The 14,552-nt window shown below is 28.2% G+C and carries 16 protein-coding genes; 15 read left to right on the top strand and 1 reads right to left on the bottom strand.

Annotated features, from left to right (window positions below):
- Positions 1–40 precede the first annotated feature (40 nt).
- From mutL to VIM70_RS00865, 3 genes are read left to right on the top strand one after another with little or no spacing between them, the layout of a single operon-like run.
- Positions 41–1,978: a DNA mismatch repair endonuclease MutL gene (mutL, locus tag VIM70_RS00875; protein ID WP_331943361.1), complete on the top strand. Its 1,938-nt coding sequence runs from the start codon at positions 41–43 to the stop codon at positions 1,976–1,978.
- 14 nt (positions 1,979–1,992) lie between these two features.
- Positions 1,993–2,949 (top strand): tRNA (adenosine(37)-N6)-dimethylallyltransferase MiaA, encoded by a 957-nt coding sequence (gene miaA / locus VIM70_RS00870; protein ID WP_331943172.1) that lies wholly within the window; start codon positions 1,993–1,995, stop codon positions 2,947–2,949.
- Entirely contained in the window at positions 2,942–3,835 is an 894-nt protein-coding gene (locus tag VIM70_RS00865) for an MYG1 family protein (protein WP_331943170.1), read from the top strand. Before miaA ends, VIM70_RS00865 begins: the two co-directional genes overlap by 8 nt.
- A 90-nt stretch (positions 3,836–3,925) precedes the next feature.
- On the opposite strand, the gene VIM70_RS00860 is transcribed toward VIM70_RS00865, so the two are convergent.
- Complete coding sequence (locus VIM70_RS00860; protein WP_331943168.1) at positions 3,926–4,510, bottom strand: flavodoxin family protein; 585 nt, start codon at positions 4,508–4,510, stop codon at positions 3,926–3,928.
- A gap of 355 nt (positions 4,511–4,865) precedes the next feature.
- Here VIM70_RS00860 and VIM70_RS00855 point away from each other — a divergent pair, with 355 nt between their 5' ends.
- From VIM70_RS00855 to VIM70_RS00800, 12 genes are all read left to right on the top strand, one after another.
- Positions 4,866–5,777 (top strand): glycosyltransferase family 2 protein, encoded by a 912-nt coding sequence (locus tag VIM70_RS00855; protein ID WP_414648638.1) that lies wholly within the window; start codon positions 4,866–4,868, stop codon positions 5,775–5,777.
- 75 nt (positions 5,778–5,852) lie between these two features.
- Positions 5,853–7,952, top strand: a complete 2,100-nt coding sequence (locus tag VIM70_RS00850) for a hypothetical protein (protein ID WP_331943164.1) — start codon at positions 5,853–5,855, stop codon at positions 7,950–7,952.
- Between the two features lie 258 nt (positions 7,953–8,210).
- On the top strand, positions 8,211–8,600 hold the full coding sequence (locus VIM70_RS00845; protein WP_331943162.1) for a carboxymuconolactone decarboxylase family protein: 390 nt from the start codon (positions 8,211–8,213) through the stop codon (positions 8,598–8,600).
- Positions 8,601–8,718: 118 nt separating this feature from the next.
- A complete protein-coding gene (locus VIM70_RS00840) occupies positions 8,719–9,141 on the top strand; it encodes a GNAT family N-acetyltransferase (protein ID WP_331943160.1) in 423 nt (140 codons plus the stop codon).
- A gap of 518 nt (positions 9,142–9,659) precedes the next feature.
- Positions 9,660–9,908, top strand: a complete 249-nt coding sequence (locus VIM70_RS00835) for a hypothetical protein (protein WP_331943158.1) — start codon at positions 9,660–9,662, stop codon at positions 9,906–9,908.
- 181 nt (positions 9,909–10,089) lie between these two features.
- A complete protein-coding gene (locus tag VIM70_RS00830) occupies positions 10,090–10,281 on the top strand; it encodes a hypothetical protein (RefSeq protein ID WP_331943156.1) in 192 nt (63 codons plus the stop codon).
- Positions 10,282–10,421: 140 nt separating this feature from the next.
- On the top strand, positions 10,422–10,580 hold the full coding sequence (locus tag VIM70_RS00825; protein ID WP_331943154.1) for a hypothetical protein: 159 nt from the start codon (positions 10,422–10,424) through the stop codon (positions 10,578–10,580).
- Between the two features lie 580 nt (positions 10,581–11,160).
- Entirely contained in the window at positions 11,161–11,745 is a 585-nt protein-coding gene (locus VIM70_RS00820) for a GNAT family N-acetyltransferase (protein ID WP_331943152.1), read from the top strand.
- A 398-nt stretch (positions 11,746–12,143) separates the two neighbouring features.
- Positions 12,144–12,380, top strand: coding sequence for a hypothetical protein (locus tag VIM70_RS00815; protein ID WP_331943150.1), 237 nt, complete (start codon positions 12,144–12,146; stop codon positions 12,378–12,380).
- 37 nt (positions 12,381–12,417) lie between these two features.
- Positions 12,418–12,594 (top strand): hypothetical protein, encoded by a 177-nt coding sequence (locus VIM70_RS00810; RefSeq protein ID WP_331943148.1) that lies wholly within the window; start codon positions 12,418–12,420, stop codon positions 12,592–12,594.
- A gap of 487 nt (positions 12,595–13,081) precedes the next feature.
- Entirely contained in the window at positions 13,082–13,558 is a 477-nt protein-coding gene (locus tag VIM70_RS00805; RefSeq protein ID WP_331943146.1) for a hypothetical protein, read from the top strand.
- 256 nt (positions 13,559–13,814) lie between these two features.
- Positions 13,815–14,306: an NUDIX hydrolase gene (locus tag VIM70_RS00800; protein ID WP_331943144.1), complete on the top strand. Its 492-nt coding sequence runs from the start codon at positions 13,815–13,817 to the stop codon at positions 14,304–14,306.
- Positions 14,307–14,552 lie beyond the last annotated feature (246 nt).

Here is a 14,552-nt window from a genome sequence, read left to right as displayed (position 1 = left end):
AGCGCAAGTTGCTATAGACTAGCAAAGGATGTGAGTTATCATTAGAATTAATCTATTAGAAGTAGAAACTTCCAATAAAATTGCTGCAGGAGAGGTGGTAGAGAGGCCATCGTCTGTAGTAAAGGAGCTAGTTGAAAATAGTATAGATGCAGGGGCTAAAAATATTAGCATAGAAATTCTTGATGGTGGTCAAAAGAATATAAAGGTAATTGACGATGGAGCTGGAATACATGCAGATGATATCGAAAAAGCCTTTTTGCCTCATGCAACTAGTAAAATAAAATATGTTGAAGACATCTATAAAATACATACCTTAGGGTTTAGGGGAGAAGCATTACCAAGTATTGCTTCAGTATCTCGCACTAAACTAAATAGTAGAACTAAAGAATCAACATCTGGTATGGAGATATCTCAGTCCTCAGGGGATATACTCTACATTAAGGAAATAGGATGTAATGTTGGTACAACAATAGAAGTTAAGGATCTATTTTTTAATGTCCCTGCAAGACAAAAATTTTTAAAAACACCTCAAAGAGAATCAGCTTTAATATCAGATGTTTTAGGAAGGCTGGCACTCGCTAATAGCGAAATTTCTTTTAAACTTATAAACAATGATAAAAAGGTTTTTTCAACATACAGCTCTACTAATCTTTGTGATACTATTAGGTACATATATGGTAAAGAGGTTGTAGATAACATTACAAGTTTTGAAAAGTACAATGATATAATGTCTGTTCATGGTTATATTGGGAATGCGCAGATAAGTCGTGGAAGCAGAAATAGACAAAGTATTTTTGTGAATAAAAGGTATATAAAAAGTGGCTTAATTACAGCAGCTGTTGAAAATGCATTTAAATCTTTTTTGACCGTTCATAAGTTTCCTTTTTTTGTAATATTTTTAGACATCTTTCCAGAGTATATTGATATAAATGTTCATCCACAAAAAACTGAAATTAAATTCCAGGAAGATAAAGCTGTTTTTAAGCTTGTTTTTGATGCAGTGCATACAGCAATTGGTAATAGCTTAAGAGGCAATTTTGAAATATCACAAGAAGATAATGAGGATGATAGTGAAAAAGAAGTAGAAAAACATAGTTTAAGAAAAGATATTTATGATTTTAACAAGATAGTTGTAGACGAAAAAGTCAAAGAGGAATTAGAAAAGACAATTCAAATTCCAATAGATTTTAGCTATAAGTCAATAAATAATGAAACAGATAATTCTAAAAATCAACCTCATGAATATTCGAATGTTCCACAAAGCACCAGCAATTATGGAAATGAAGCTTCTGATGAATTATTAACACCACGAATAACTGAAAATGTTAAAGAAAATGCTGATATCAATTATGATAAAAGTGTGGTCAGATCATTAAATGAAATTTCTAAAATTTCAAAGTTCCCAGAGCTAAGAATTATAGGACAATTTAATAAAACCTACATATTAGGTGAAGTCTATAATGAACTCTATCTAATTGATCAACATGCTGCACATGAAAAAGTGTTGTTTGAGAAATATAAAAAAGAAATTATAAACTCTGAAGTAGTATCTCAAATTCTATTAATACCGACAGTAATAGAATTAAGTTTCGATGACTACTCTTATTACATAGAAAATGAAGTTATATTTAACAAAACTGGGTTCCATATTATTGAATTTGGAGAAAATACAATAAGTATAAAAGAAGTTCCTATAATACTTGGTAAACCAGATATTAAAAACCTTTTTAACGAGATATTAGATAATTTGAAAAATATGGGAACAGGAGAAACAGTGGAAATTAAATATAATCGGATAGCCTCGCTTGCATGTAAAGCAGCAGTGAAAGCAAATAATTCACTATCTGATTTGGAAATGAATAAATTAATTAACGATTTAAGATATATTGAGGAACCTTTTACTTGCCCACATGGAAGACCTACAATAATAAAAATCACACTTAATGAACTAGAAAAAAGATTTAAAAGAATACAGTAGAAAAAGGTGGAAATATGAAGGATTTATTTATTTTGGCCGGGCCTACAGCCGTAGGCAAAACAGAAATTTCAATAAAACTTGCCCAAAGGTTGAAAGGAGAAATTATATCGGCTGATTCGATGCAAATATACAAATATATGGATGTTGGTTCTGCAAAGATTTCAAAAGAAGAGATGCAGGGAGTGCCTCACCATCTAGTGGATATAATAGAACCTAGTGAAGAGTTTAGTGTTGCTGAATTTAAAGCAAGAGCTGAAGGTGCTATTGAGAGAATATCTAATAAAGATAAACTCCCAATGTTAGTTGGTGGAACTGGGTTTTATATAAATTCGCTAATATATAATTATAGCTTTGCATCAACCAATAAAGATGAATTATACAGAGAGTATCTTACAAAACTTGCAGATGAAAAAGGAAAAGAATATGTACATGACTTGCTTATTGACATTGATGACGAATCATATAATAAACTATATCCTAATGATTTAAAAAGAGTTATTAGGGCCCTAGAAGTATACAAAGTAAGTGGTAAACCTATGAGCTCATATGCGGCAGAGCAAAACATTTTGGATATTCCCTTTAATGTACATTATTTTGTTCTAAATATGGATAGACAAAAACTATATGATAGGATAAATTTGCGCGTAGATATAATGATGAAAAACAATTTAATAGAAGAAGTTATAAAATTAAAACAAATGGGCTATAATTCAGACATGCAGTCAATGAAAGGTATAGGTTATAAAGAGATATTATACTATTTAAATAATGAAATATCCTTAAATGAGGCTGTTGAAATGATTAAACAAGGAAGTAGAAATTATGCTAAAAGACAACTTACATGGTTTAGAAAAGATTCAAGAGTAAACTGGGTTAATAAAGATGATTTTAGCGGTGATGATGAAATTGTAGATTATATACAAGCTCAATGTATCTATAATATAAATACGAAAGAGGTAAATAATGATTAATGAAAAGATTATTAAAACTTTAGGAACACATAACGGGAAATTTCATGCAGATGATGTTATGGCGACTGCTATACTAAGTCTATTACTGGGTGAAATTAAGGTAACAAGAACCAGGGATGAAGATATACTTAAAAAACTTGACTTTGTTTATGACATATCACTAGGAGAATTCGACCATCACCAATTAAATAAAGAAATAAGAGAAAATGATATTCCGTATGCTGCTTGTGGTCTAGTTTGGAGAGAGTTTGGGCATCGAGTAATACAAAAATTTGTTTCTAAATTTGATGAAGATGACATAATCTCGATTTTTGATTCTGTTGATAAAAATTTAATACAAGGTATCGACGCTATAGATAATGGTATAGATATAAAATCAGAAATTAAAGTAACTTCAATAAGTGATATTATTCAAAGTTTTAATCCAACATGGGATTCATCTGATTCCAAAGATGAGGCATTTGAAGAAGCTGTAGGATATGCTACTGAAGTTATAAAAAGAATAATAAGTCGACAAGTTGCTGTTATAAACGCAAGGATAATAGTAAATGAGGCCTTTCAAAATAGAAATATTAATGAAATAATGGTTTTAAAAAAAGGTTGCCCTTGGCTCCAACAGTTACTTAAAATAGATATAAATAATGAGGTATTATTTGTTATTTCTCCAGATGATAATAATGCAGACTATAAGATTCTTACTGTAAAGAAAACCGCTGATACTTTTGAGGCAAGGAAAGATATATTAGAATCAATTAGAGGAAAATCAAGTGAAGAAATAAATTCTATAATAAAAATAGATGATGCTATCTTTTGTCATAAAGCAGGGTTTATAGCTTCAGCTAAAAGTATAGAAAGTGCTTTGAAAATAGCAAAATTATCAATCTAAAATCTAATTAATAAAGAAATTTTAAAAAAATATTTTTAAAAATAAAAGAGAATTCATTAAGCAGAAAAATGCTCTTGAACTCTCTTTTATTTATTTCAACAAATCAATAATTTTGTTTGCAAATGTTTTTGCTTGATCAATTCTTTCATCATTCATGAATTTTACTTTATAACCTTTATCTCTAACCGAAATCATACCACCATAAATTAAATTAGAATGTTTACAATATCTTTTTATGCCTTGTTCAAATAAGTCAGCTCCATTTTCAATTTTATAGCCACAGGTTGAAATAATAGCACATTTTTTATTCTCCCAAAGAGACTCTTTTTTTAACGTTTCGCCATAAAATTTGTTCATACCATAAACTAGTCTATCTAATACAGCTTTCATAGGTGGGGTACAATACCAAGAATAAATAGGAGTTGCAAGAACAAAGCAATCTGCTTCTAATACTGAATCAAAGATATATTGCATATCATCTTTCTGTGGACAGCCAAATACATTAGCAGTATCTTGGCATATTCTACAAGCAATACATGGTTTAATACTTTTATCAAAAAGATTAATTAATTTTACTTCTACGTTTTGTCTCTTAAGCTCATCAACGAACGGTTCAACCAAAGAAACTGTATTACCATTAACCCTTGGGCTTCCCATCAAAATACATAATTTCATATAGTTTATCCCCTTTTGTTTTATTTTCCTAATATTTAATATACATCTCTTACCCTGAGATTTCAACCATTTTATATCTATATATATATTTCATAATACAACACACTATATTTTTTATAGGATTTCAATGTGTTTAAGTCAATACTATGTATCTTCTAGGTTTATAACAATCCTCGGATTCATACACAATATAAAATTTATTAGAGTTAGTAGATTCTATACCCATTATATGGTAATATTTAAATGTAATGTTTTTTGTGATTATAAAATGTTTGGAAATGAGGTGTAAAAAACATATAATATTTTAGGGGGCTATTCTTTGACTAATGTAAATCTTATTTCTGTGGTAATTCCTATGTATTTTGAAGAAGAAGTTGCTAATGAATGTTATAGCAGAATAAAGAAGGTTCTTACCGACAACAATTTAAATTATGAATTAATTTTTATTAACGATGGAAGTAAGGATAAAACTTTAGAAATATTAAAGAAAATTGCTAATCAAGATAACAATGTTAAAATAATTGATTTTGCAAGAAATTTTGGACATCAAGTTGCAGTTTCTGCCGGAGTGTATAATGCAAGTGGGGATGTTGTTGTAATAATAGATGCAGATCTTCAGGATCCTCCAGAACTAATAATTGATATGAAAGATAAATGGAAACAAGGTTTTGATGTAGTTTATGCCAAGAGAAAGAATAGAAAAGGTGAAACCTTATTTAAATTATTTACTGCTAAATATTTTTATAAATTTTTGCAATTAATGTCTGAAGTGAATATAACAACGGACACTGGAGATTTCAGACTTATAGACAAAAAAGTGGTAGAAGCTTTTAAAAGTATGCCTGAAAGAAATAGATTTATACGAGGCATGATTAGTTGGGTTGGTTTTGAACAAACTTATATTGAATATGAGAGAGAGGAGAGATTTGCAGGTAATACAAAATATCCATTATTTAAGATGTTGAAGTTTGCTTCAGATGGAATAATTTCTTTCTCTTCTAAACCTCTAAGATTTCTGTTAGGATTGGGTAGCGTTACCATAGTAATTGCTATAATAATTTTTATCTATTCATTATATGTAAAGCTAACTGGAAAGTATACTGTTCCAGGGTGGACTTCATTAATGGTTACACTAACTTTTTTTAGTGGTGTTCAATTATTATGCATGGGAATACTAGGAGAGTATATATCTAGAATATACGATGAGAGTAAGAATAGGCCACTTTATATTGTAAAGCAAAAGATAAATTTTAGGGAGAGGGATTAGTTTTAAAATTAAAATAAACAATTAGAAATAAGCTTTCAAGTGCCGATAATAGTTTAGCTTTAAATAAGGAGATTTATGAAAATTCACAAGAAGAACAAAAATAAAACATTAAATTTATTAAGTTTTTTAGCCATAATATTTATTTCTATTTTAGCAGGAATTTATATTAAGGACATATATAAGTACAGTATAATTAAGCAGGTTAAATACATAGCTTTTATAATAATTTATTTAACTTTGCCCGGATTATTTTATATTAAATTATTAAAAATAAATATTAAAAAATTAGGATTAAGGTTTTTAGTAGCGTATTTTATTGGATATTCTACGCTTATTATACAATATTATTTATTAAACTTATTAAAGTTATTTTTTTTGATAAAATATATTTCAATAGGTATTTCTATATTGTATTTAGCTATATTTATAAGAAAAATAAAACAAATTAAAATTAGAAAGTTGCTATGTAATGTTAATTTAGTAACATTAGATATAGGATTTGTTTTTTTAGCAATAGCATTTATGGCAACTATGATTGCAAATCCACATCCAGCAATTTCTGCTTATAGTATAAATCGTCAAGATTTTATATGGCATATAGGAAATATAAATACACTTTCGCAAACATTTCCAGTACAAGATCCAAGGTTACTAAATTCAATATTTAATTATCACTATTTTAATGATTTATTGTATGCTATTGCGAAAGTAATAACTGGGATAGATGGTTTTAGTTTGATTTATTATTATTCCGCTTTTGTTAATATATTTATTTTTGTATATTCTATGTATTATTTTGGATTAGAGCTTTTAAAAAGTACCAAATTAGCATTAGCATTTACACTTTTGTGTACACTTGTTGGTAATTATGACTATATATTTAAAAATACATCTCTTTATCCATCTGTAAATACTTATTTTACACAGGTTGTTACAAATGTAAATGGGGTTACAGTAGCATTGCCATGCATATTAATTCTTTATATATGTATAAGACATTATTTTACATTGAAGAATAATAAGAAAAAAATGCTAATTGCAATATGCGTTTTAACTGCATTAGCAACTGGATTAAAGGGTCCGTTTGCAGTTGTATTAGTTGCAGCACTAATTGGAACACTAATAATTATTGCTATTAATAGGGAATTAACTAATGATAAAATTATACTGGGATTATGTACAGGTTGTTCCTTTTTATTTGTATATAAGTTTTTATTAAGTAGTAGTGCAACTTCTGCAAGTATTACTTTAAACACAATATTTCAAGTGGTTAAAATGTCGATAGTGGGCAAACTTACGATTCCTATGTTTGGGGATATACCTAATTATTATTATATACTAGGAATATCATTTCATTTCCTAATAGCTCTTGGGGTTGTAGCTATTCCATTTATTTTAATGATCTTTTATTTTATTAGGTATTTTATTGGGTCATTATTAGGCTCAAGTATAAAGAAACTTGATTATGATATATTATTTACATCACTTATATCTATTATCGGATGTTTTGGATATTATATAGTTTACCAAGCAGGTAGTTCACAAATGTATTTTTTATTTATAGCTATACCATTTATTGTATATTTGAGTTTGGTATATATAAATATGCATAAAAATAAAATTATACTTACTACATATTTAATTGTAGGTGTAATTATTGGAATTTTAACAACCTATAATGGTTGCAAAATTTATGCTCAAACTGGGTTAAAGACGTATAGAAATCAAAAATTATATATAACTAAAGCTAAAAGTAGTGCAAAAGATATTCACTATAATGGGATTTCAAGAAAAGAATATGACGCACTTATATGGCTTAAGAATAATACAACTATAAATGATGTATGTTCTTCAAATAGGGTATATTTATTTAAAATTATAAGCGATAATTCTGCTAGATTTTTTTATTATTCAGCAATATCAGAAAGAAATTTTTTTATCGAGGGATATAATTACTCTTATGGAACGATATCAAAGGAAGAAATAAATTCACGAAAAGCATATAATAAAAAGTTATATGAAGGTAGTTTAAAAGAAAAAATAATTGTGGTCAATAAATATAAAATAAACTATATTTTAGTTTCAAAATTCAGTGATTATAAAATTAATGATGATTTTTCTTATTTTAATAAAGTTTATGAAAACTCAGATATGGTCATTTATAAGGTAAATTGATTTTTATTATATTTACAGACATTTATAATTAAAGCAGTAGTTAGAAAGTTAAAGAAAAGTTAATGAAGCTCTGGGATAATCTCAGGGTTTTATTTTTACCTACTTTTACAGATATTAAAGGAAAAGATAGGTTTATATTGAATTAATATAAGATAAATGTAGAAATATAAGTACTCTAGTTCTGAATAGTAAAACAGAAGTAGAATTAATTCAAATTGAAATATAATTAGTTAGAAAAAAGGGAGGTTAAATTTAGCTGTGGATGATTCTAAAAGTATACTTAAATATTATAAGGACGAATTAAAGTGGAATCCGCCTTTTGCGGAAATACTTTCTAAATATTCACCAGAAGGATTAAAGGGATATTTGGGAATGCGGCAATCAGTTCAGGAAGGACATTTGCCTAAAAAGACAAGTGAATTAATTTTTACAATATTGGATAGTTTAGATGATGAGGTAATTGGTGCAAAGGCACACGCTGTTGCTGCCATAGAAGCAGGGTTAACCATGGAAGAATTAGTAGAAGCTTTTGTAATTGTAACTATTGTTAAAGGTGTTAATGTGTTGTGCAAAACGGGTGTTGAAGCAATAAAAGAAGCAGAGAAAAGATTTTATGAGATGAGTTTACCTAAAGAGGACCAACAATAAAAAATTGTTAACTGTGTATGTTATATCGAATTAGTAAAATGTTGCAATGCAAAATATTTATTTTATGTCGTACTTATAAAAAGCGCGTACTATAAATCTAAATAAGGGGTAGATAGAAATGATTTCTTATAAACTCGGATTAGAATATATTAATTGGTCTGAACTTTTTGATTTGTATAAAAAGGTAGGAATGTTAAAACGTTTTATAGAAAATAGAGAATTTGACAAGATCCAATCAGCATTTCAAAAAAGCTATAAGGTCGTTACAGCATGTGACGGAGAAAGGTTGATAGGTTCTTGCAGAATGTTATCTGATGGTATATGTTATGGTGCTGTGTTTGATGTAGCAGTGTTACCTGAATATCAGAAAATAGGTGTTGGGAAAGGGTTAATGAATTTATTATTAAAAGAGGAAGAACTTATGACTATTCACCTAACTTCAACATTTGGAAACGAAGAATTTTATAAAAAATTAGGATTTAAAAAGCATAAAACCGCTTATTCAAAATATCCATTTGAATCGAAATATGTTGAAAATTAGATGCTGCATAATTACTTATAGCATATCTTTGTTAACTTTTATATATAACATTTGTAAAATATAAAAAGTAGGTGATTAGAATTAAAGAACTTTTTAAAGCTTATAAAAGGAATATATTATTTTTTATTATACTAATTATCTCTATATGTATCTCTATAACTATTGGTGCAATTTCTATGTTTTTTATATCGTTTTATATACAAAATATATGGTTATCACGACTTTCATGTGCTTTGATTTTTAGTATATTACCTTTTATTTGTTGTTCAATTTTTAATATAAAATATTCAAAACAATTTGGGAATAATTTTCTAACATTTTTGAAAGTATCAATTTTCTCTTATTTCCCTATTTTTGTATTAGGGTTTATAATATCTTTATTTGTAAGCAGTAAATAGATAATATATATAATTAAATTTCTTTTCAAGTTCTTTATGCACCTTAGAACAAAGCTATAACTTTGTTCTAGGGTGTTTTTTTGCAAAATAATTTAATTGTTTACTTACAGAAAAAAATTATTGAAGGGTAAACTACTTTTAGCCGGCATCTTTAACCCTATTGATAATTCTATATATAGAAAAGTAATTGATAAAATTTTTAATTCTAGAGGTGAGTTAAATACAGAGCTAATAGAAGGGGATGATATATATATTCAAAACACCAATGTGAAAATAGTAAGAGGAAACAATATTACAATAGGTACAGGTTGTAACGTAGCTCTCATAGAGTATAAGGGCGAAATTAATGTTTCAGACGAATCTCTATAGTTAAAGATCAAAACAAGATATAATTAAAGAGCTTCACATTAATTAAGGGATCTCTACCTACTCTACACGATTTAGTTTATAAGAAATGTAATTAGGTTGCTTTATATGTAACCAATATTAGCAATGTCGCATACTTTACAGTGACTACTAAATCTTCTAAATTTAATGGGTGTAGAAATAAATGGGTACTTCAAGTTCTTATGAATGTTTAGGTTATGATAAGCACTGTAACGATAGACATTATAGATCCCTGGATACAATAGAAACATCATATCCAGGTCTACAGAATATAGTTTCAAATAATCCAATATTTTTAGGTTCAATAGTTGATGGAACAAAAACAGGTAGGAATATACAACTGGAAATAGATTAATTTTCAGTGCACCAGGGCTATATTTAGTAACTTATAGCTCATCTGCAGTATGGACCACACTTCCCTATGGAACCAACGAGGCGATAATCCAATTAAAGCTTAATCAAACGCTATTAGATGGTTCAGAAACTAGAGTTCAAGTGTTAACACCACAGCCTGTGGAAAACCAAAAATCAAATTTAGCTAAGACAGTTCTTGTTCTCGTAACTACTAGAAACTTATCCTTAACTTTAATAAGTACAAGCGTGCAAATTATGGGATTCATAGACACAACAGTAACTGTTGTAAAAGTAGGATAATAGAAAGTTAATGTAAAGGAACCGATCTTTTAGATAACGGTTCCTTTTTTATTAAGTTTCATTACTAAGAAGAATCACAGGTGATTTTATATATAACCTGTGATTTTTGTTTGAATAAAAATAGACTTACCTTGGCTTTATTATAAAGTGTATCATTGAGTATATCAAATAACATGATCCACTTATACAGCCTATATAAAGCGGTTTTATACTTTTTGCTACAAGGTAAAAGGAAAATTATAAATGTTTGTTGAATTATGTAAGGGGAACGTATAGATCTCTCTTGGTTAAAAAATAACGGGGATATGTCAAACCCATGTTTAATGGCGTCATAAATAACGTTAAGAATTATTAAATAAATAAGATAAACTGGACAGGTTATTTAAATAATGTGAAGTATGTAAAGTTGGCATATCATATAAAATGACAAGAACAATGTGGGTATCTTGAGTGCTGGACATTATATGAAATATGAAGAATTTCAGTTTGTTAAAGCAGATTAATAGTATCTTTTATTTAACATTTGTAGTAAGTGTGGTTGTATAGATTTTTATAAATTTTTTAGAAAAGGAGATATAAAATGAAATTATATAGTAATAAGGAGAAAAATATAGATATTTACACTTTGGATATTACAAGGTGGAAGGATTTTGAGACACTGTTTGGAGAAAGAGGAGCTTGCGGAGGATGTTGGTGCATGTCTTGGAGGTTAAGGAAGTCAGAGTTTGAAAAACAAAAGGGAACTATGAACAAAGAAGCAATGAAAAGATTGGTTGAACAAAATGAGAGTATAGGTGTGCTAGCATATATAGGTAGAGATGTAATTGGTTGGTGTGCAGTAGCGCCTAGAGAGGTATATTTAAGGCTAGAAAAATCTAGAGTGTTAAAAAGAATTGATGACGAACCGGTATGGTCAATTTCTTGTTTATTTATAACAAAGGCGTACAGAAGAAAAGGGATATCAGCTTTATTAATCAAGGGAGCTATTAATTATTGTAAAACAAATGGTGCTACAATAATAGAAGCATACCCAGTTGTACCATATAGTAGCAAGGTTCCAGATGCATTTATGTGGAAAGGAATGCCAACTACCTTTGAAAAAGTAGGATTTGTTGTTGCAGAAAGGAGATCAAATTCTAAACCTATTATGAGATATTACCTATGATATATAGCTTATGATATATTAACTGACAATTCTTCATTTGCAAATAAAGAATTGTCAGTGATTATACAGGTACCATTTTGAAAATGTTGTTTATAGATTTAATGCAAACGATAGTTAAGGATTAAGTATAAGTGTAATAGAGCTATATATAAGAGAAATATTTAAAAAACAAAGAATTAATCAGTATTACATTATCCATATACTGAGTTTGCCTATAATTGGAAGTCAAAAGATGTGTAAAACTTGATAGGGTTAGGTCATATCAGCGATATCGGATTACAAAAAGAAGTTGAATAAGTAGGGTTTAAAACAATTCAAAAGTATGCAATAGAAGGAATAATTTGGTTTACACCTTATTTAAACGAAAAATGGAAATAATTTAGGGGGTAGTTTTGAGTATGAAAAGAATTCCAGGTTATTTTTTGTTAAGTATAATAAGTATACTCACAATGCTTATTATACTTACAGCTTGTAGTAAACCACAATCAGTAAAAACAAATCAGTATGATATTGGGGCGTTAAGTATTGGAATTATTGGTGAGGCAACTAAAGTAAGTGAAAAACAAGTTACTTTCACCAAAATACAATTTCCCGATTTAGAAAAAGATACGTACGGAACAGTTTATTTTATATAAATATCCTGAGTTGTTAAAATTTAGAGGGTACATTCTAATGTTTGGTTTAATTATTGTTATGTGTTTCATTATTGTCTGTTCAATTAATTACATGAAGACAGCAGATGAAAGACAAGCTTTTAATCTGAAATTAGGATTATTATTTTTAGTAATATCAATAATAATAGTGGCACTATTAGTAGCATTAAAAAAAATTGGTGTAATACCAGAGTAATTGCATGTGATAAGAAAATTATATTATTAATTACAAATAAAGGCTATGATTTCCGAAGAAGTACTATTGATGTAATATGCACTGTTTAATTATAGGATTTTAATTTACTCCAGTAGGTATGCTGAGAAGTTCTTTTTTTACTTTGTACCTAGGAGGTGTTAAATTGCATATAATTCTATGGATTTTAGCAAGCTCAGGCAAGCCCTCACAAACACTCCAGGGGTGTTTATTTTATTATTTTAAATTAGGTATTGATAAACATGTACTGTTTTAAATGGTTAGAGTTCTTCAAGACAGAGAAGGATACTGTGAAAACCAAGCATTTGTTAGTTCAGACACATGCATCTTTTAGTAACACAAAGTTAAAGGATTTTAATATAGGGGAAGCAATTTATATATAATTATGTTAAATATTTGAATAATTATATTAATATACTCTATAATTGAATAAGGTTACTCAAAAATACAAAATTGAGGGGAGGTTATTTTGGAAAAGAGGTATACGCTTCTTGTAATTAGTGCTTGGTTAATTTTATTACTCACTGCATGTGCAAAACAAGAGATTAAACAAATGGTAATACCATTTGAGAATATTCCAATAGCTTCAGCTAAAAGTATTGAATTTACAAATTACACCATAAGAAGTGAAAATAAAGAATTAGGTAGGATAAAAACAGTCACAAAAAAACAAGACATGGGAAATATAGTGAAGTATATTAAGACCCTAAGTTGTACAGAAAGTACTCAAGAAGCAAACGATGGTGATTACTCGATTCGTTTAAGAGATGACAAGGGTAAATATATATATTCAATTCAAGTATCTAAAAATCAGCTTTGTTTCTATGGAAGGGGTACAAACACTGCTATATCTATATACGACTATAAGGACCCAAAACTTATTAATGAATTGGAGAGAATATATAAGGAGATAAATTATAAGGAAGTACTTATGATGAGAAAATAATTTGGGGATAATTGAATTAAGAGAAGCTATTTGGCTTCTCTTAAAAATCATTGTATTTTCAACATTATTATTAAATATAGCCTGGTCTAGATTTAAACCAATTTGAGGAGCTTATAAAAAAGGAGAGTATAACTAATATACAATTTAAAAATTCAAAAGAATATATATAAAATGATTAGTAGAGCATCAATAGTTCGCATGTTTCCTAAAGGGTGAGGTAGAGATTACCTATATGAGTTTGATTGGAGGTGTATTAATGGATATTACATTTAATACAGAGATTGGTCGCTTTAATTATAGAGTTGCAGGGATTTTAATTCATGATAATAAATTACTTGTAATGAAAGATGAAAATTCTCCATATTATTATATTCCTGGTGGTAGAGTAGCAATGAATGAAACAAGTGAAGATGCAATAATGAGAGAAATTGGAGAAGAGGTAGAAATAGATGTTAATGTAAAGAGATTGCTTTGGATAGTTGAGAATTTCTTTACTGAGGAACAAAGTGGTGAGAAGTTTCATGAATTAGGATTATATTATCTGCTAGAGTTGAAAGATGAGAATGTTCTTGGAAATGGTAGTGAATTTGTCATGGACGAAGGTGGAAAGCACACGCTTATGTTTACTTGGAAGCCTTTAGAAGACATTAAGAATTTATTCATTTATCCTCTTTTTTTGAAAGAAAAGATTATGAAGTTACCTAATACTATGGAACACATAATTGAAATTAAATCGAAAAATTTATAATGAGTTTGTAAATTTTATATATTAATATACTCTATTAATATATAAGGATTATTCTTAAAGTTCGTCATAAACAAGATTAGAATTACTAAAGAAATCAGATAAACTTGGTGATAGAATAAAAATAGTACAATAGAAATTGAGAAAGTTCCTAATAAGTATTACAATGAAAATAATAGATGGAGGGACTTAATCATGAGAAAACAACACGATAAACAATTTAAAGAAGATGCTGTAAAATATTATATA

It is taken from the genome of Clostridium sp. (assembly GCF_036569345.1).
Lineage (GTDB): Bacteria > Bacillota > Clostridia > Clostridiales > Clostridiaceae > Clostridium_AD.
Note: the sequence above shows the minus strand (reverse complement) of the source record. Positions and strands in the feature narration are given on the sequence as shown.

Coding starts and splice junctions, on each gene's coding strand:
- VIM70_RS00800 (WP_331943144.1), top strand. CDS start 13,815: ATGGATATTACATTTAATACAGAGATTGGTCGCTTTAATTATAGAGTT.
- miaA (WP_331943172.1), top strand. CDS start 1,993: ATGAAGGATTTATTTATTTTGGCCGGGCCTACAGCCGTAGGCAAAACA.
- VIM70_RS00815 (WP_331943150.1), top strand. CDS start 12,144: ATGAAAAGAATTCCAGGTTATTTTTTGTTAAGTATAATAAGTATACTC.
- VIM70_RS00810 (WP_331943148.1), top strand. CDS start 12,418: ATGTTTGGTTTAATTATTGTTATGTGTTTCATTATTGTCTGTTCAATT.
- VIM70_RS00840 (WP_331943160.1), top strand. CDS start 8,719: ATGATTTCTTATAAACTCGGATTAGAATATATTAATTGGTCTGAACTT.
- VIM70_RS00865 (WP_331943170.1), top strand. CDS start 2,942: ATGATTAATGAAAAGATTATTAAAACTTTAGGAACACATAACGGGAAA.
- VIM70_RS00850 (WP_331943164.1), top strand. CDS start 5,853: ATGAAAATTCACAAGAAGAACAAAAATAAAACATTAAATTTATTAAGT.
- VIM70_RS00830 (WP_331943156.1), top strand. CDS start 10,090: ATGGGTACTTCAAGTTCTTATGAATGTTTAGGTTATGATAAGCACTGT.
- VIM70_RS00860 (WP_331943168.1), bottom strand. CDS start 4,510: ATGAAATTATGTATTTTGATGGGAAGCCCAAGGGTTAATGGTAATACA.
- VIM70_RS00855 (WP_414648638.1), top strand. CDS start 4,866: ATGTATTTTGAAGAAGAAGTTGCTAATGAATGTTATAGCAGAATAAAG.
- VIM70_RS00820 (WP_331943152.1), top strand. CDS start 11,161: ATGAAATTATATAGTAATAAGGAGAAAAATATAGATATTTACACTTTG.